At 67.7% G+C, this 16,645-nt stretch carries 12 protein-coding genes; 7 read left to right on the forward strand and 5 right to left on the reverse strand.

Features of this window, described 5'->3' with window-relative positions; genetic code table 11:
• Window positions 1–84: 84 nt before the first annotated feature.
• Window positions 85–1,383 carry a hypothetical protein gene (locus ACFTSF_RS33915; protein ID WP_380158741.1) on the forward strand — a complete coding sequence of 433 codons (1,299 nt, stop codon included), beginning with the start codon at window positions 85–87 and terminating at the stop codon, window positions 1,381–1,383.
• Here ACFTSF_RS33915 and ACFTSF_RS33920 read toward each other — a convergent pair.
• Both ACFTSF_RS33920 and ACFTSF_RS33925 read right to left on the reverse strand, forming a co-directional pair.
• Window positions 1,380–2,024 (reverse strand): DedA family protein, encoded by a 645-nt coding sequence (locus ACFTSF_RS33920; RefSeq protein ID WP_344150001.1) that lies wholly within the window; start codon window positions 2,022–2,024, stop codon window positions 1,380–1,382. The two genes, ACFTSF_RS33915 and ACFTSF_RS33920, sit on opposite strands and share 4 nt — an antisense overlap.
• Window positions 2,025–2,086: 62 nt before the next feature.
• Window positions 2,087–2,644, reverse strand: coding sequence for an ArsR/SmtB family transcription factor (locus ACFTSF_RS33925; RefSeq protein WP_380158743.1), 558 nt, complete (start codon window positions 2,642–2,644; stop codon window positions 2,087–2,089).
• Window positions 2,645–2,700: 56 nt separating this feature from the next.
• Here ACFTSF_RS33925 and ACFTSF_RS33930 point away from each other — a divergent pair, with 56 nt between their 5' ends.
• The 4 genes from ACFTSF_RS33930 (at window position 2,701) to ACFTSF_RS33945 (ending at window position 8,872) form a co-directional block, all read left to right on the forward strand.
• Complete coding sequence (locus ACFTSF_RS33930) at window positions 2,701–3,912, forward strand: MFS transporter (protein ID WP_380158744.1); 1,212 nt, start codon at window positions 2,701–2,703, stop codon at window positions 3,910–3,912.
• 9 nt (window positions 3,913–3,921) lie between these two features.
• Window positions 3,922–5,424: a lysine--tRNA ligase gene (gene lysS, locus ACFTSF_RS33935; protein ID WP_380158746.1), complete on the forward strand. Its 1,503-nt coding sequence runs from the start codon at window positions 3,922–3,924 to the stop codon at window positions 5,422–5,424.
• A gap of 227 nt (window positions 5,425–5,651) precedes the next feature.
• Window positions 5,652–5,981 (forward strand): Lsr2 family protein, encoded by a 330-nt coding sequence (locus ACFTSF_RS33940; protein WP_132401678.1) that lies wholly within the window; start codon window positions 5,652–5,654, stop codon window positions 5,979–5,981.
• A gap of 350 nt (window positions 5,982–6,331) precedes the next feature.
• A complete protein-coding gene (locus tag ACFTSF_RS33945) occupies window positions 6,332–8,872 on the forward strand; it encodes an ATP-dependent Clp protease ATP-binding subunit (protein ID WP_344150012.1) in 2,541 nt (846 codons plus the stop codon).
• A gap of 50 nt (window positions 8,873–8,922) precedes the next feature.
• On the opposite strand, the gene ACFTSF_RS33950 is transcribed toward ACFTSF_RS33945, so the two are convergent.
• On the reverse strand, window positions 8,923–9,882 hold the full coding sequence (locus ACFTSF_RS33950; RefSeq protein WP_380158748.1) for a zinc-binding dehydrogenase: 960 nt from the start codon (window positions 9,880–9,882) through the stop codon (window positions 8,923–8,925).
• Between the two features lie 54 nt (window positions 9,883–9,936).
• Here ACFTSF_RS33950 and ACFTSF_RS33955 point away from each other — a divergent pair, with 54 nt between their 5' ends.
• Complete coding sequence (locus ACFTSF_RS33955; RefSeq protein ID WP_380158750.1) at window positions 9,937–10,710, forward strand: helix-turn-helix domain-containing protein; 774 nt, start codon at window positions 9,937–9,939, stop codon at window positions 10,708–10,710.
• A 73-nt stretch (window positions 10,711–10,783) separates the two neighbouring features.
• A complete protein-coding gene (locus ACFTSF_RS33960; protein ID WP_380158752.1) occupies window positions 10,784–13,636 on the forward strand; it encodes a BTAD domain-containing putative transcriptional regulator in 2,853 nt (950 codons plus the stop codon).
• Here the strand turns inward: ACFTSF_RS33960 and ACFTSF_RS33965 are convergent.
• Together ACFTSF_RS33965 and ACFTSF_RS33970 are read right to left on the reverse strand one after the other, a co-directional pair.
• Window positions 13,633–14,151, reverse strand: coding sequence for a hypothetical protein (locus tag ACFTSF_RS33965; RefSeq protein WP_380158754.1), 519 nt, complete (start codon window positions 14,149–14,151; stop codon window positions 13,633–13,635). The genes ACFTSF_RS33960 and ACFTSF_RS33965 overlap by 4 nt on opposite strands.
• Window positions 14,148–16,613 (reverse strand): hypothetical protein, encoded by a 2,466-nt coding sequence (locus tag ACFTSF_RS33970; RefSeq protein WP_380158756.1) that lies wholly within the window; start codon window positions 16,611–16,613, stop codon window positions 14,148–14,150. Before ACFTSF_RS33970 ends, ACFTSF_RS33965 begins: the two co-directional genes overlap by 4 nt.
• Window positions 16,614–16,645: the final 32 nt, after the last annotated feature.

The following is a 16,645-nucleotide window of genomic DNA, read 5'->3' on the forward strand; positions in this document are numbered from 1 at the left end:
CCTTGGTCGTCCCCCTGAGGTGACTGCTTCCACGGTATATCGTGCAGCCGTCGGTTGTGAGGCAGCTGAGACGAGGTGGTTGGGGTGCGGCGGATACTCGCCGTTTCGCTGGTCGTTGTGACCAGTGGGTCTTTGCTGACCGCCTGTACGGCGGATGCGTCGCCGTCGGCCGTGTCTGTCGGCTGGGTGGGGGCTGCGAAGAACTCCGTCCGGGTGACGTGGAAGGACGCCGACGCGCCCAACCGGATCACGATCGAGGGTGTGCTCAGCGAAGGGCCGTCGTACGTGCAGTACCTGCCGGCCACGCAGCCGAACAGCTGGGACATTCCGACCTCGGCGTTCCCGCCGGACGGCAACTACCGCGTGGTCGTCACCAACGGGACGACGAAGGAAGGGCTGACCGGTAAGCCGGCCAAGTCCCCGGTTTTCGACACCGACGGATCGGTCCGGCCGAGCTCGGCGTTCGCGGTCGCGCAGGGCCGCGGTGTGCTGATCCGCTGGGCGGTACCGGCTGCACCGCAGGACTTCACCCCGAACGACCCGCTGGATGTGGACGGTCCGAAGGCGCAGAAGTACGTGCCGATGATCGGCCGGCCTGGCAGCCAGCCCGCACCGATCGGTCCGGGGACCACCTCACCCCGGCAGGTGATCAACAGCATCAAGCCGCCGTTCCTGTTCCAGTTGCGGACCGAGAACGAGTGGTCGAGCAACCTCGGTGGTCAGGTGGTCGGTCTGACCAGTTCGGCGACAGTGTTCGTTCCGCCGCGGGCGCAGTACAGCCTGCCGGTCCGGGTGCGGGGGCGTGTGGTCCTGCAGGAGACGTTCTGCGCTGCCGAGACGAACTGTGCGCTGCAGCAGACCACGTCGGCAGGCATACCGCTGACTGTGCTGACCCAGGTGACGCCCAAGGCGCGCTGGAGTCCGGTGGCCCGTGGGAAGACCACGGCCGGTGGGCACTACGACATCCCGGTCGTCACTGCTGGTAGCCGTCCGTACAAGGTCGTGGCGAGTCCCTACGCCAAGCCGGGCGTCCTGACGAGTGAGTCGGCCAGTCCGGCGGTCTTCACCCGCGCAGTGGTCCGGCTGCTCGCCGGTGGGTACCTCGGCGGCAACAACAAGAAGCGTGGCGAGATGGTCACCATCTTCGCCAGAGTGGCTCCGGCGTCCACCTCCGTGGCGACCCTGCAGCTGTGGAACCGGCAGACCCGCAGGTGGCAGTCCGTGAAGCTGGTGGCGTTGCGCCGCGGGCAGGCGGTCTTCGGCTTCAAGATCAATGCCGTCGGCACCTATTCGTACCGCTGGGTGCTGCCACCGGCAGCCTCCGGGGGCCGCAACATGGACGGCCTGACCACTCCGAAGCTGGACCTGCGGATCCGGCCCTAGGCCTCGGCGGACTCGGTCTCCAGGACCGGCTCCTCGGTGCGGTGTTTCCGGCGGATCTTGAAGTACGCGTACGCCGCGACCGCGCCGACGACGACTACCACGAGCGCCCAGATCGACAGCTGGCCGAAGATCTTGTCCGCGTTGTCACCGATGTGGAAGGCAACGATCCCGATCGTGGTGGACCAGGCGATACCGCCGGTCGCGTTCGCGATCAGGAACTTCGGGTAGGGCATCCGCAGGGTGCCGGCCATCGGGCCGGCGAAGATCCGGAGCAGGGCGACGAACCGGCCGAAGAAGACCGTCCAGACGCCGTACCGGTGGAAGTACTTCTCGGCGCGCTCGATCCGGTCCGGCGAGAAGTGTTTGAACCGGCGGCCGAGCCGGTCGAACAGGCCGCGACCGGCCCGGCGGCCGATGTAGTAACCGATCGAGTCGCCGATGATCGCACCCGCTGCGGCGGCGCCGATCACCCACTCGAGCCGCAGGTCGCCCTGTGACGACAGCAGTGCCGCAGCGATCAGCGTGGTCTCACCCGGCAGCGGCACTCCCATGCTCTCGATGCCGATGACGAGCCCCACCACCAGGTACGCCAGGACAGCCAATCCGCCGGTCGGTATCGCGATCGCGAGCGCTTCCCCCATGTACCCATAGTTACATCGGTCGGCAACCAGTTAACTGACCTGTGAGGTACTTCGGGGGAAATTCAGGGTTGCGGTGCCTCACCGGACGGTACGACGGTGAACATGATGTGGATCGAACGGGTGCCCTCGGGGTGGTCGGCCGCCGTCCGTCCCTTCCGGTAGCCGTTGACCAGCTTCTGCAGGTCGGCGCCGAGCTGTTCGGCCTCTTCGTGGGTGAGCCACACCCGGGAGCGGCTCATCGCGCTGATGTCGTCCCAGGGGTCGTCGCCGGGCAGCTTGTCGAACAGCTCGAGCATTCGGTCCGTAGCGACGCGCATCATCGCCTGATTGGCGGTGCGGCCGGCCATCGAGGACTGTGACGGGATCACCATGCCCTGCGCGGGCGCGCGCCACGGGCGCTCCCGGCCGTCGGTCGACTCGGCCCGCTCGACGATGCCCCAGCGCTCCAGCGCCCGGAGGTGGTAGCTCATCGCGGACGGTGTCAGCCCGGCCAGCTCCGCGCACTCGGTCGCGGTCAGCACCCGGCCGCTGTAGAGCTCGTCGATGACCAGTTGCCGGGCCGGGTGCGCCAGGGCGCGGATCGCCCGCGGATCGGTCAGCACCACCTTGTTCTCGGCCACCGCGCCAGCCTAGCGAGCCTTGACGCCGAAAGATATGAAGGGTTTACTTCAGATTTATGAAGCAAACCCTTCAGACTTCGCTGTGGTCGAACCCGGACATTCGGCTGGTCTTGCCGGCGCGGGCCGTGTCGTACGCCGGGGATGCGATCGCGATGGTCGCGTTGATGCTCCGGGTGAAGGACTACGGCGGTACGACGGGGATCACGATCCTGCTGCTGGCATTCGCCGTACCGACCGTGGTGATGATTCCGGTCGCCGGGCGGATCGTGGACAGCTACGACTCGCGGGTCGTGCTGGTCTCGTCGACCGTGCTGCAGGCGGTGGCCGGGGTGGCGCTGGCGTTCAGCCATGAGCTGGTGAGCACGGTGGCACTGGTTTGCGTCCTGCAGGTGGGACAGGCGGTGGCCGGGCCGTGCTGGGGTGCACTGATCCCGCGGATCGTGGGGGAGGAGCAGGTCGGCCGGGCTACCGGGACCAGTCAGGCTCTGGTCGGTGTGGCGATGCTCGTCGGGTCGGCGACCGGTGGGTTGCTGGTGGAGTGGATCGGCGGTCGCGATGCGCTGCTAGTGGACGCGGCCACCTTCGGACTGCTTGCTGTGGTCGCCGGAGTGGTGCGGACTCGCCGTCGGCCGGTTCCTGGCGTGGTCAAGGAGAGCGGCGGGTTCAGTGCGGGGCTGCGGGGCCTGCTGGGCGATCCGCTGTTGCGAGTACTGGTGGTGTGCCTCTGGCTGTTCGTGGTGGTCGGCGAGGCCGTGAACGTGGTCGAGGTCTTCCTGGTCACCGATGAGGTCGGGCTGAATGCCGCGGGCTACGGCTGGGTGCTGGCGGCACAGGGGGCCGGCGCGATCGCCGGGGCCTGGGCCAGCGGTCGGTTGACCACCTCCGCCGGCCGGGCGCGCGCCGTACTGGCTGGGATGGCCGGCATCGGGCTGGGCGTGGTGTGCATGGGCCTGGCGAGTGGTGTGGTGCTGCTGGTGGTTGGAGCGGTGGTCACCGGCGCAGGGGGCGGTCTGCTCAACGCGGCCAGCAGCACGCTCATCGTCACGAGGGTTGCTGAGGAGCTGCGGGGTCGGGTGGTCGCCGCGCTCTCCGGGACCGTCCGGGCGTGCAGTCTGGCCGCGCTGCCGCTCGGTGGGTTGCTAGGCGGTCTGCTCGGGCCGCGGATGACGTTCGTGGGGTGCGGAGTGGTGTGTGCGGTGGGTGCGATGGCCGCTGCTCTGCTGGTGGCCAAGACAAAGGATTCGGCTGTGGAGGTGGTCAGTCACTAGCCTTGGCGCATGACTGATACACACGTGGACCCGACTGACGACCTGCCGGAGCAGATGCGGGTTCGCCGGGAGAAGCGTGACCGCCTGCTGGCGGAAGGAGTGCAGCCCTACCCGATCTCGGTAGCGCGGACGCACCTGCTGAAGGACCTGCGCGCCACGTACGACGACCAGGAGCTGGAGCCGGACACCAAGACCGGTGAGCAGGTGTCGGTGGTCGGCCGCGTCATCTTCCTGCGCAACACCGGCAAGCTCTGCTTCGTCCGGCTGCGCGAGGGGGACGGGACCGAGCTGCAGGTGATGCTGTCGCTGGCCGACCTCGGCGAGGAAGAGCTGGCCAGGTTCAAGCAGCTCGTCGACATCGGTGACCTGCTGGCGGTCCAGGGCGAGGTCGTGACGAGTCGCCGCGGAGAGCTGTCGGTGCAGGCGACCGGCTGGCAGATGGCCGCCAAGACCCTGCGCCCGCTGCCGAACGAGCACAAGCCGCTGAACGAGGAGGCGCGCGTCCGGCTCCGGTACGTCGACCTGATCGTGCGGCCGGAAGCCCGCGACATGGTCCGGATCAAGGCCGCCGTACTGAAGTCGCTGCGGGCCACCTTCGACGGGCAGGACTTCGTCGAGGTCGAGACGCCGGTCCTGCAGCTCACCAACGGTGGTGCCGCGGCCCGGCCGTTCAGCACCCACCTGAACGCGTTCGATCAGGAGATGAAGCTGCGGATCGCGCTCGAGCTCGATCTGAAGCGCGCGATGATCGGTGGCGTCGACCGGGTCTACGAGATCGGCCGCACGTTCCGCAACGAGGGCCTGGATTCCACCCATGCCGCGGAATTCTCGATGATCGAGGCGTATCAGGCGTACGGCGATTACGACACGATGGCCGAACTCCTGCAGGAGCTGATCCGCAACGCCGGCCGGGCGATCGGCCGGACCACGGTCACCGCGCGCGACGGTTCGGAGATCGACTTCGAGCAGCCGTTCCGGCACGCGACGCTTTTCGGGCTGCTGTCCGAAGCGGTCGGCGAGAGTGTCGACCAGACCACGGATCTGCCGGCCCTGCTCAAGTTGGCCGAGCAGCACGAGGTCGAGCTGCAACCGGGCCGGAATGCCGGTGAGATCGCCGTCGACTTGTTCGAGAAGCTGGCCGAGCACACGCTCATCCAGCCCACCTTTGTCCGTGACTATCCGGAGTCGGCGCGGCCGCTGGCCAAGCCGCACCGGGAAATCCCGGGGCTGGTCGAGGCCTTCGACCTGTTCGTCAACGGGGTCGAGCTCGGGGTCGCGTACTCGGAGCTGAACGACCCGGTGATCCAGCGCGATCGCCTGGTGGAGCAGTCGTTGCTGGCCGCGGCCGGTGATCCCGAGGCGATGGATCTCGACGAGGACTTCCTGCGCGCGATGGAGTTCGGGATGCCGCCGGCCGGCGGTCTCGGGATGGGGCTGGACCGGTTGATCATGCTGTTCACCGGCGCCGGTATACGGGAGACGATTCTCTTCCCGTTGCTCCGGCCGGAGTGATTCGCTGATTTTCCCCGAAGCGGGCCGTGGATGCTGCATAGCACATCCGCGGCCCGCTGCATTTTCCGGGGCTATTTGAATACGGAAGGTCACGAGGTGGGCGTCACAACTTTCCGGAACATTCCCGACGGAGAATGACAAGTGGGTGGTTTGTGCGGTACAAATCAGGTGCAAACAATTCGGCAGGGGATTGTGCCCGGTGACGGGTGCAGGAAGGATTGTCATCGATGGCGCAAAGGGTGCAGGTGGTCCTCGAGGACGATCTCGACGGCGGTAAGGCCGACGAGACCGTGACCTTCGGGCTGGACGGGACGACGTACGAGATCGACCTTTCCAAGAAGAATGCCGCCAAGCTGCGCGACGCCCTCGCCGGGTACGTCGGCTCGGCCCGCCGGGTGGCCGGCCGCCGCGGCGCCGCCGGACGGGCCCGCGGTCGCGGCCGGTCCGCATCGGACTCCGCCGACATCCGGGCCTGGGCCAAGGAGAACGGCTACGAGGTCAGCGAGCGCGGCCGGATCTCGGCCGAGGTGCGCGCGGCGTACAACGAAGCCAAGTAATTTCGGCAAGGACTTGCGGTCCCGGTACCCTTGGGGTATCGGGACCGTCCGCATTCCGGTTGTTTCAGGATGCGGACATCTCGTCGCGGCAGGACGGTCACCCGGGTGCCTGACCCGGCAGTCATCAGGCGAAATTCGCTGGTGGCGAACATGCTGTCCGATCGTGGTCAGGCGGGAACACCCTGGAGATCCGTGGGGTTGTTCCCTTGTGATGCCGCCCGGGTGTCCGATCCAACAGTGATTGTTTGTTCGCCCAGAGCGAGCTTGTCGGTACCGGGGACTAGCATGCATGTACGGGGGTCGGCCCACACGGCACGTCCGACTCCTCTGAGGCAAGGAGCGCTTTGGCGATGTTTGAACGATTTACGGACCGCGCCCGTCGGGTAGTCGTCCTGGCTCAGGAAGAGGCCAGGATGCTCAGCCACAACTACATCGGGACCGAGCACATCCTGCTCGGCCTGATCCACGAGGGTGAAGGTGTCGCCGCCAAGGCTCTCGAGAGCCTGGGTATCTCGCTCGAGGCCGTCCGCTCCCAGGTCGAGGAGATCATCGGCCAGGGGCAGCAGGCACCGAGCGGGCACATCCCGTTCACCCCCCGCGCCAAGAAGGTGCTGGAGCTCTCCCTGCGCGAGGCCCTGCAGTTGGGTCACAACTACATCGGCACCGAGCACATCCTGCTCGGCCTCATCCGCGAGGGTGAGGGTGTCGCAGCGCAGGTCCTGGTCAAGCTCGGTGCGGACCTGAACAAGGTCCGGCAGCAGGTCATCCAGCTGCTGAGCGGGTACCAGGGCAAGGAGCCGACCACCGCCGGTGGGGCCACCACCGAAGGTGCGCCGAGCAGCTCCCTGGTGCTCGACCAGTTCGGCCGGAACTACACCCAGTCCGCTCGTGAGGCGAAGCTCGACCCGGTGATCGGGCGCGAGACCGAGATCGAGCGGGTCATGCAGGTGCTGTCCCGGCGGACCAAGAACAACCCTGTCCTGATCGGTGAGCCGGGTGTCGGCAAGACGGCGATCGTGGAGGGTCTGGCTCAGCAGATCGTCCGTGGCGACGTCCCGGAGACGCTCAAGGACAAGCAGATCTACTCCCTCGACCTCGGCGCCCTGGTGGCGGGTTCCCGCTACCGCGGTGACTTCGAGGAGCGCCTGAAGAAGGTGCTGAAGGAGATCCGCACCCGCGGTGACATCGTGCTGTTCATCGACGAGATCCACACCCTCGTCGGGGCCGGTGCGGCCGAGGGCGCGATCGACGCGGCGAGCATCCTGAAGCCGATGCTGGCCCGCGGCGAGCTGCAGACCATCGGTGCGACCACCCTCGACGAGTACCGCAAGTACGTCGAGAAGGACGCCGCGCTGGAGCGCCGCTTCCAGCCGATCCAGGTCGCCGAGCCCTCGATCGCGCACACGATCGAGATCCTCAAGGGTCTGCGCGACCGCTACGAGGCGCACCACCGGGTGACCATCACCGATGCCGCGCTGGTGAACGCCGCGCAGATGGCCGACCGGTACATCTCCGACCGGTTCCTCCCGGACAAGGCGATCGACCTGATCGACGAGGCCGGGGCCCGGTTGCGGATCCGCCGGATGACGGCTCCGCCGGACCTGCGCGAGTTCGACGAGAAGATCGCGAACGTGCGCCGGGAGAAGGAGTCGGCGATCGATGCTCAGGACTTCGAGCGCGCCGCGGGGCTCCGCGACGACGAGAAGAAGCTGATCAACGCGAAGGCCGAGCGCGAGAAGCAGTGGAAGGCCGGCGACATGGATGTCGTCGCCGAGGTCGACGAGGAGCTGATCGCCGAGGTGCTCAGCACCGCGACCGGTATCCCCGTCTTCAAGCTGACCGAGGAGGAGTCCTCGCGACTGCTCGACATGGAGAAGGTGCTGGCCAAGCAGTACATCGGCCAGACCGACGCCGTGAAGGCGCTGTCCCGCTCGATCCGGCGCACCCGCGCCGGCCTGAAGGACCCGCGTCGCCCGAGCGGCTCGTTCATCTTCGCCGGCCCGTCCGGCGTCGGTAAGACCGAGCTGTCGAAGGTGCTGACCGAGTTCCTGTTCGGCGACCAGAACGCGCTGATCAGCCTCGACATGTCGGAGTACTCGGAGAAGCACACGGCCTCCCGGCTGTTCGGCTCGCCTCCCGGTTACGTCGGCTACGAAGAGGGTGGCCAGCTGACCGAGAAGGTCCGCCGCAAGCCGTTCTCCGTGGTGCTGTTCGACGAGGTGGAGAAGGCCCACCCGGACATCTTCAACTCGTTGCTGCAGATCCTGGACGAAGGTCGCCTGACCGACGCCCAGGGCCGCGTGGTCGACTTCAAGAACACGGTCATCATCATGACCACCAACCTGGGCACCAAGGACATCTCGAAGGGTGCGCTCGGTTTCTCGCAGACCGCGGACACCTCGGGCTCGTACGAGCGGATGAAGTCCAAGGTGACGGAGGAGCTCAAGCAGCACTTCCGCCCGGAGTTCCTGAACCGGGTCGACGAGATCGTGGTCTTCCACCAGCACAGCAAGGACGACATCGTCAAGATCGTCGACCTGATGCTGGCCCAGGTGGAGGAGCGCCTGAAGGACAAGGACATGGGCATCGAGCTCACGCCGGCGGCGAAGGCACTGGTCGCCGACCGTGGCTTCGACCCGGTCCTGGGCGCCCGCCCGCTGCGCCGCGCACTCCAGCGCGACGTGGAGGACGTCCTCGCCGAGAAGATCCTGTTCGGGGAGCTGCGGCCCGGCCAGATCGTCCTGGTCGACGTCGCCCCGGAGGACACCGTGGACGCCGACGGCCTGCGCGAGTACTTCACCTTCACCGGGACGCCGAAGTCCGGCGCTTCCGAGCTGGAGCTGACGGACCTCGCAGCCGGTGGCACCGCCTCGGGTCTGCAGGACTCGTAAACCAGTAGTCAGCGAAGGGCCCCACACTCCGGTGTGGGGCCCTTCGGCGTTCAGGGGAGTACGACGACCTTTCCGGTCGCCTGGTCGGATTCCAGGTACGCGTGGGCCGCCGCGATCTCGCCCAGTGCGAAGGTCCGGTCGAGGTTCGGCCGGTAGGCGCCGGCCTCGACCTGGTCGACGATCTGCTGCAACGCCGCGGTGTTCCCGGCAGTGTCCTTGCTGTGGAACGACGTCAGCTTGGTCCCGGACGGGATGGCGGCGATCGGCTCGAAGTCGGGTACCAGCCAACCGCTGAGCGACCCCGAGACGCAGACGCTGCCGCCGCGTCGTACGAGCTGCAACGAGTCGAGCGCTGTCCGGGCACCGACGAGATCGAGGACGTGGTCCGGTCCGTCCGGCCACACAGCCCGTACGGCGGCCGCCGGCGAACCGCCGTCGTCGAGTAACGCGTGGGTGGTGTGCAGCCCGCTGAGCTTGGCGGGCTGGCGAGTGGTCGCAGCGGTCTCGACACCGAGGGCAGTCGCGATCGACGCGGCCGCCATCCCGACCGACGACGTACCGCCGCGGATGAGGAGGCGGTCGCCCGCTGCGACGCCGAGTGCGTCCAGCGAGCCCTGCGCGGTCAGGTACGTCTCGGGCAACGCAGCCAGCACCTCCCACGGCAGCGTCGTGGTGATCGGCATCAGCAGTTCGTTCGGCAGTACGGCGTACTCGGCGTACCCGCCGTCGAACGCGCGGCCCATCTCGCCCATCACGGCCGCGACCGTCGTCCCCGCGGGCAACCGGGCATCGGTGGACTCCGCCACGACGCCGACGCACTCGATCCCGAGGATGCGTGGGAAGGTGACGCTCGGCGAATGTCCCTGGCGGGTCCGGAGCTCGGAACGGTTCAGGCCCGCACCCTTGATCTCGACCAGGCTCCACCCGGCTCGAACGGCCGGAATCGGGACCTTCCGAAGCTCCAGCACCTCTGGCCCACCGGCCTGTACACACACTGCGGCTCGCATCATGCATCCACTGTCGACGCTGCTGATGCTGGCCGACCACCGGTAGGATGCCAAGTTGTGCCCGATGCCCGCCAAACCCCGGAGGCGTCTCGCCTGTGGCCCTCAGGTGGTGTTCACCTGTGGCGCTCGGGCGGCGCCAGCTCGCTGCACGCCCATTCACAGGGCCACCTGGTGTACGCCGCCAGCGGCGTACTGTCCGTGCAAACCGTCCGCGGTACGTCGGTTGTGCCGGCCAATCGGGTCGCGTGGACACCGGCCGGGTTCCAGCACTCGCATCGGGCACACAGCACCACGGACATGCGGATTCTGTTCCTGCCGACCTCGCTGGCTCGCCGAGTGCCTGAGCATCCGGTCGTCTTCACCGCCTCCGCGCTGGCCCGCGAAGTCATCCTCGCGCTCACGGGTGGGCAGAGCTACGACAGCGGCGCCGAGGCCCGGCTCCGACGCGTGCTGGTCGACGAGTTGCGGGACGCCGACGAACTGGCGTTGCACCTGCCGGAACCCGCCGACGACAGGCTGCGGGCCATCGCCCGGCTCCTCGCCGACGACCCCGCCGAGAACAGGTCGCTGGCCGAGCTCGGGCGCACCATCGGAGCGAGTGCCCGGACACTCAGTCGGCTGTTCCACGATGAGCTCGGGATGACGTTCTACGAGTGGCGAACGCAGCTCCGCATCTGTCACGCGCTCGTCCTGCTGGCCGACAACCGCACCACGACCGAGGTCGCTCATGCCTGCGGCTGGTCCAATCCGAGTGGATTCATCGAAGCCTTCGCCGCCCTGGTCGGCACCACGCCCGGCCGCTATCGTGCGGGTTTTCCCGCGAGGTCCTGACCAGACATTCGACGGTGCTCGAAAGGTGTCCGGATTCGGGCGGGTGCGGCAATTGCGCTTCTACACTGCGAAGATGCCGTCGGGGCTCCGGATCGATCTGCTCGGACCGCTCACCGTCCGCAGCGGTGCGGCGGCAATTTCGGTCGGGCCGTTAAGGCAGCAGGCGATGTTCGCGGTACTGGCATTGAATGCGGATCGCGTGCTGACCCCGGAACAGTTGCTCGACCTGGTCTGGGACGACGACCCGCCGCCGACCGGGATCAAGGTCGTGCCGACCTACGTGTACCGGATCCGGAAGTCGCTGCCTGATGCGCGGCTGGAACGGACAACAGCTGGGTATGTGCTGCGGCTCGATGCCGGAGTGCTTGATCTGGAACGCTTTGAGACGACAGTGCGGGCTGCCGGTCAGCACAGTGATCCGGAAGAGGCGCTAGCGCTCCATGAGCAGGCGTTGGCATTGTTCCGCGGCCAGCCGCTGAGCGGTCTGCCGGGGCAGTACCTGGCCGGCCAGCGCCGCCGGATCGCCGAACGTCGCGAGAAGGCGCTTGGCACGCGCATCCAGTTGCAGCTCGCCGCGGGTCGGCACGTCGAAGCGATCCCGGAGCTGATCGGCTTGGTCGCCGACCACCCGTTCGACGAACGGTTCGCCGTACTGCTGATGAACGCGCTAGCTGGAAGCGGTCGACAGGCCGAGGCACTCGAGACCTATCAACGGGTACGGCGAACGCTCGTCGAACAACTCGGGATTGAGCCAGGCCCCGAACTGCGCGCTGCCCAGCAAACGCTGTTGCGGATCGAGGCGCCTGCGGTGCCGTCGCGCAACGAACTCCCGTACGGCGGCGCTGCGTTCGCCGGTCGTGCCGCGGAACTGGCCGAGGTCGTTGCCACCCTGCGAACGACTGCTGGAGCCGCACCGCCGGTGCTGGCGATCGACGGGATGGCGGGGATCGGCAAGACCGCGTTGGCGGTCCAGGCCGGGCATCTGCTGGCGACGCAGTACCCGGATGGTCAGTTGTTCGTCGATCTGCACGGGCACACGCCGGGGCGCGAGCCACTCGGGACCGAACAGGCGGTCGACCACCTGCTGCGCGGCATCGGCGTACCGGCGGATCAGATTCCTGGCTGCCTCGGGGATCGGCTGTCGTTGTGGCGCGCGAAGTCGGCGCGGCTGCGGTTGCTGGTCGTCCTGGACAACGCGCCGGATGCGGAGACCGTGCGGCCATTGTTGCCAGGGGCATCGGATTGTGCGGTGCTGGTGACGAGCCGGCGGTTGCTGGTCGAGCTGGATGCCAAGCGCCGGCTCGGCCTTGGCCTGCTGGCGATGGACGATGCGATCGCGCTGCTCATCGAGATCGCCGGACCGGATCGGCATGGTGGCGACGAGTCCGCGGTCCGCGAGTTGGCTGAGCATTGTGGACGGCTGCCGTTGGCGTTGCGGATCGCCGGTGCGCGGTTGCGGCATCGGCCGGCCTGGTCGATGCAGCACCTGAACCAGCGGCTGCGCGGACGGCGTCGGTTGCGCGAGCTCGATGGTGATTCGAACGGCGTCCGGTCGGCGTTCGCGGTGTCGTATGAGCATCTGCCCGAGGACCAGCGCCGGACGTTCGCGTGTCTTGGGTTGTTCCCTGGCAAGGATTTCGATACGAAGGCAGCGGCGGCGCTCGCCGGGATCGACGTGCCGGCGGCTGAGGTGCTGCTGGAGAAGTTGGTGGATGCGAGCTTGTTGCTGGCGCCGCGGCCGGGGCGGTACGAGTTCCATGACTTGTTGCGTGGGTACGCGGCCGAGGTCGCTGATGACGCGAAGGCAGTGAGTCGGCTCGTTGAGCACTACCTAGCGATGGCTGGTTGGGAGGACTCTGAGCGGCCGAATTTGCTTGCTGCGTTGGAGGTTGCGGAGGATGCGGCCGCGGTGCGGTTCGCGTTGGTGCTGGCTCCTTACCTGCACGACCGGAGCCGGTTGGACGAACTGGACGCCGTGCTGACGATCGGGCTGGCTGCTGCGGTCCGGCGGCAGGATGCGGTCGGTGAGGCGCGGCTGCTGTTCCTGCGTGGGAACTTCGGGCAGTTCCGTTGCGGGCCGCAGAAGGGATTGTGCGATCTGCGCCGGGCCGCGGAGCTGGCGCCGGAGGACGAACCGGGGTTGCGGGCGCGCATCCTGGGATCGTTGGGCTACACGCAGGGCACCCTGGATCCGTCGTCGAGTCATGCCGACCTACTCCGTACGTCGTTGCGTCTCGCGCACCTGGCCGGGGATCGCGAGGCGGTCGTCGAGACGCTGGGGCGGCTTGCTGCGTTGGCGGTTCGGCAGCACGGGTTCGCGATGGCTTTGGAGTACTACGAGCGGGCGTTGGAGCTGGCGCGTGAGATCGGTGATGAGCGGCTCGAACCCGAACTGCTGAACGGCATCGCGGTCTGCCGTCTCGCGGCGGACGACCCGCTGCCGGCTCTCGAAGCGACGCGCACCGCGCAACGCCTGGCCGCCATTCACGAGCTGGACTTCTCGATGAGCTACGCCTTGTGTCATCAAGGTGAGGCGCACCGCCGGCTCGGCCGCACGAAGCTGGCTGTCGAGATTCACGAGCAGGCGCTTGTGCTGGCGATCGGCAACTGCACCCACCTCGATGAGGTCGACGCTCGACTCCACCTGGGTCGCAGCCTGCTCAGTGCAGGTCGTGGCGACTCAGCCGCCGAGCAGTTCGATCTGGCGCTCCGCCTCAGCCAGGACCGCGATCACGCCCTGGGCATCGTCGAAGCCCTGACTGGCTTGGCGGACTGTGCGCCGGAGCCAGCCAGGGCTGACCGTCTGCTCCGCCGAGCCCGCGACGTGGCTACCGAGGCTGGGTACGACGCTCTGGCCGCCCGCTTGGTGTATTGCCTCGAGCACCGAGGTCGGGGCGTAGCAACGCGCTACACGCCGGCGATCTAGGGTTCGCGGCGCCGGAGCCGGCTGATGGTGCGGGTGATGGTTGCCGGGTCCGGTGTGTGGTGGCTGGTGCATTGGGCCAGCAGGTGGGCTGCAGTGGTCGCGAGCCAGCAGACTGTGGTCACGAGGGCGATGGCTGGGCCGGGTCCGGGCCAGGTGTTGCCCAGGGCTTCCACCTGACCTGCTTGGTAGGCGCCGGCCAGCAACAGCAGAGTGATGACGGCAACGATGCAGGCCGCGGCCTGGGCCTTGTGACCGGGTTTGAGAACCAGCAACGCGGCGGTGGCGAGCAGACCGACCAGCCAGGTCAGGGCTAGCTGTGGCTGGGTTTCTATGCCCAGTTGCCAGACAGAGAGACCGAGTCGGCGGCTGTAGGTCCACGGCAGGAGCAGTGTGAAGCCGGTGACCAGTGCGGCCAGCAGTCCGGCTCGGGCGAACCACCTGTGCTCGTTGACGGCCAGCTTCTGCTCGGCAGCCGTCAGACGGATCGGCAGCTCTTCATCCGGGAGTGCGCTCATCGGGCGACCTCCAGACGGACCAAGTCGTTGCCCAGTTGGAAGTACAGCGCTTGGCCGATCACAGTCACCTGATCCGCAGCCTGTGGCACACCTTGGGCCGGACCGGCGAGCACAGTGACCCGGCCGGCATCCACTCGCAGGAGGCGCAGCGCGTCGTACCCCCAGAGCTTTCCGTCGGGTCCAACGAACCAAGTCCCGGGCGCATCACTCAGCGGCCGTAGCTCACCGTTGACCACAACTCGTCGTACGCCGTCTGGTCCGTAGAGGTTCAGATCTGGGTGCACTGTGGTCCGGCCACGCAGCAGATGTACGGCACGTTTGGGATCCGCAAGGGTCCACCACACTCCGCCCTGGCCGTCGGGCGCCCAAACGTGGGCAGCGAGCGGCAGCCGGATCCGCACCAGCTTCCCGGTGGCATCGAGTCCGAGTTGCGTACCCACACCGGACGAACCAACCGTCTCGACGGGCGGCAGTACGGTCGCGCGGAAGTTCGTCGTACCGCGGACTGGTGTCCGTCGATCGCAGCGGGGCTGCGGATCCGGTGCGGGTGGGTAGGTCGAGGCTGCGCTGGCCGCATCGGGGATCTGCAGGATCTGACCACCACCGCCCGGCGAAGTCCCCAGCAGTACCGATCCATCCGGTCGCGCCTCGATACTGCTGACTCCGTCGGCGCCACCGGGCAGCTTCCGCAGTACGCCGTCCGGTGTGATCACCGAGGTCGGCGCGCCACCACCGAGCCAGACGTTGCCGCGCACATCGACCGCGAACGCATCGACCGTCATCGACGAGCTGGCAGCGTCCCTGCTCAGCAGGCAGCCGGCCGGAGCCACCCCGGTCAGCTGCTGAGTCGCTCCGCCTCGACGCGCCATCGCCAGACCCGTCTCGCTCGTCCGCCAGACCGTCGTACCGTCCGGGCCACTGGACACCGCATTGCCGGGCGCACCCGCTCCTGGGTTGAACGTGAAGTCCTGCAACCGCATCCCAGGACGCAGCTGGTTGGCGGGGATCTGCCAGGTGGTCGAGCCACCCCACACCACGATCGAGCGGTCGGCGTTCCGATGGCTGAGCGCCGGGCCGACACCGGAGGCAAGGACCTCCACCCCAGGAGTCACGTAGTACTTGCCGTCGGGGTCCTTGTGGCTGAGGCTGATGTCCGCCTGCGGCAGGTCGAGAGGGACGGACAGGACCGCCCACGGCTTGCCGCCTGCTCCACCGGCCAGCAGTACGAGGCGGTTGTCGGTGACACCCCACAGAGCCGGTGCGGTAGGACCGTGGTTCAGCGTCACCTCGGGGAGCGCGACACCGTCGTCGTACGCGAAGACTGTTGAGCTCTCCGACCCTGTCCGCCCCAACAGCCAGTGCCCGGGTGAACCGTCCAGGGTGCTTGCAAACGAGTCGAGCGGATCAGATGTGCCGATGGCGACCCGCATCCCGAGCCGGTCGACAAGCTGACCACCATGGAGGTCCAGCATCCGATGCGGCACACCCACAGTCGTCTCAGGCCCGTACGTCGTACCTGTCGCGGCCGGAACGAGTAGTCCGGCCACTGCGCCGCCGCAGCCGAGCAGAACCAGCAGGCGGCCACCGATCAGCGCAGTGGCAATCAGAAGAACCGCAAGCACCAGTGCGGTCCACGCGCCAACACCCGGGCGATACCCGACGCCGTTCGGCAGTATCGGTGGCAGCCACAGCAGGTGCGCGGCCAGCCCGGCCACGGTCGCCGTACCGCAGCCGACGGCCGCGAGACGTCGTACCAGACCGCTAGTGGCCAGGGTCGCGACAGCGAGGGCGCAGATGATCAGCGCCCAGATCCGGGCCGACGGGATCTCCCAGAGCTGCACCCGGATCAGCCCGGCGTCCGCGAGCCCGACCGCGACCGGATCCCGGAGCTCACGCCACGGCAGCACGGTCGAGAGCAGAATCAGTACGGCGAGGATGCCGGTCATGAACGGCATGATCCGGCCCCGGACCGGAGTCCACTTCGCGGTCTGGTCGAGCATTCGGACAAAGAGTGCCCGCAATTCGGACTGATTCAGCGGTTCAGCGGACGGGTTCGGCGAGTCGTTCCCAAGTGTTGGTTCAGGCGTCATCGGGCGCCGGAACAACTGGGTAGCCCAGTAACCGGCCACTGCTGTTGCGATGGTTCCGCAGACCAGTGTGCCGATCACAGCCGGTGAGAAAGAACAGCTCGGCCGACCCTGCTGGACGAATCCGGTCCAGGCCACCATGGTGACCACGGCGACCGCCGCCGTACCCCATCCGCGGACCGGCCGGCGAAGCTCGAAACGCTCGGCACACAAGCGATCCGCGAGGATCAGCAGCGCGATAACGACCGGCAGCAGGAGGGCCGCGGACCGGCCGCCGACCGGCTGGATGCTGGCCCGCCAGAGGTAACAGCCTGTGCCGGTCCGCCCTGGTAGCAGGACTGCGAACAGGGCTCCGACCGCAAGACACGCAAGCACTACACCGGGTTTGCCGGTTCGTCGTATGGTCC

Origin of the sequence: Kribbella sp. NPDC056951 (assembly GCF_042674205.1) — a bacterium.
Taxonomy (GTDB): Bacteria; Actinomycetota; Actinomycetes; order Propionibacteriales; family Kribbellaceae; genus Kribbella; species Kribbella yunnanensis.

Bases quoted from the DNA above. Each gene is read 5' to 3' on its own strand.
- ACFTSF_RS33920 (WP_344150001.1), bottom strand. From the start codon at position 2,024: ATGGGGGAAGCGCTCGCGATCGCGATACCGACCGGCGGATTGGCTGTC.
- ACFTSF_RS33930 (WP_380158744.1), top strand. From the start codon at position 2,701: ATGAAGCAAACCCTTCAGACTTCGCTGTGGTCGAACCCGGACATTCGG.
- lysS (WP_380158746.1), top strand. From the start codon at position 3,922: ATGACTGATACACACGTGGACCCGACTGACGACCTGCCGGAGCAGATG.
- ACFTSF_RS33940 (WP_132401678.1), top strand. From the start codon at position 5,652: ATGGCGCAAAGGGTGCAGGTGGTCCTCGAGGACGATCTCGACGGCGGT.
- ACFTSF_RS33945 (WP_344150012.1), top strand. From the start codon at position 6,332: ATGTTTGAACGATTTACGGACCGCGCCCGTCGGGTAGTCGTCCTGGCT.
- ACFTSF_RS33950 (WP_380158748.1), bottom strand. From the start codon at position 9,882: ATGATGCGAGCCGCAGTGTGTGTACAGGCCGGTGGGCCAGAGGTGCTG.
- ACFTSF_RS33960 (WP_380158752.1), top strand. From the start codon at position 10,784: ATGCCGTCGGGGCTCCGGATCGATCTGCTCGGACCGCTCACCGTCCGC.
- ACFTSF_RS33965 (WP_380158754.1), bottom strand. From the start codon at position 14,151: ATGAGCGCACTCCCGGATGAAGAGCTGCCGATCCGTCTGACGGCTGCC.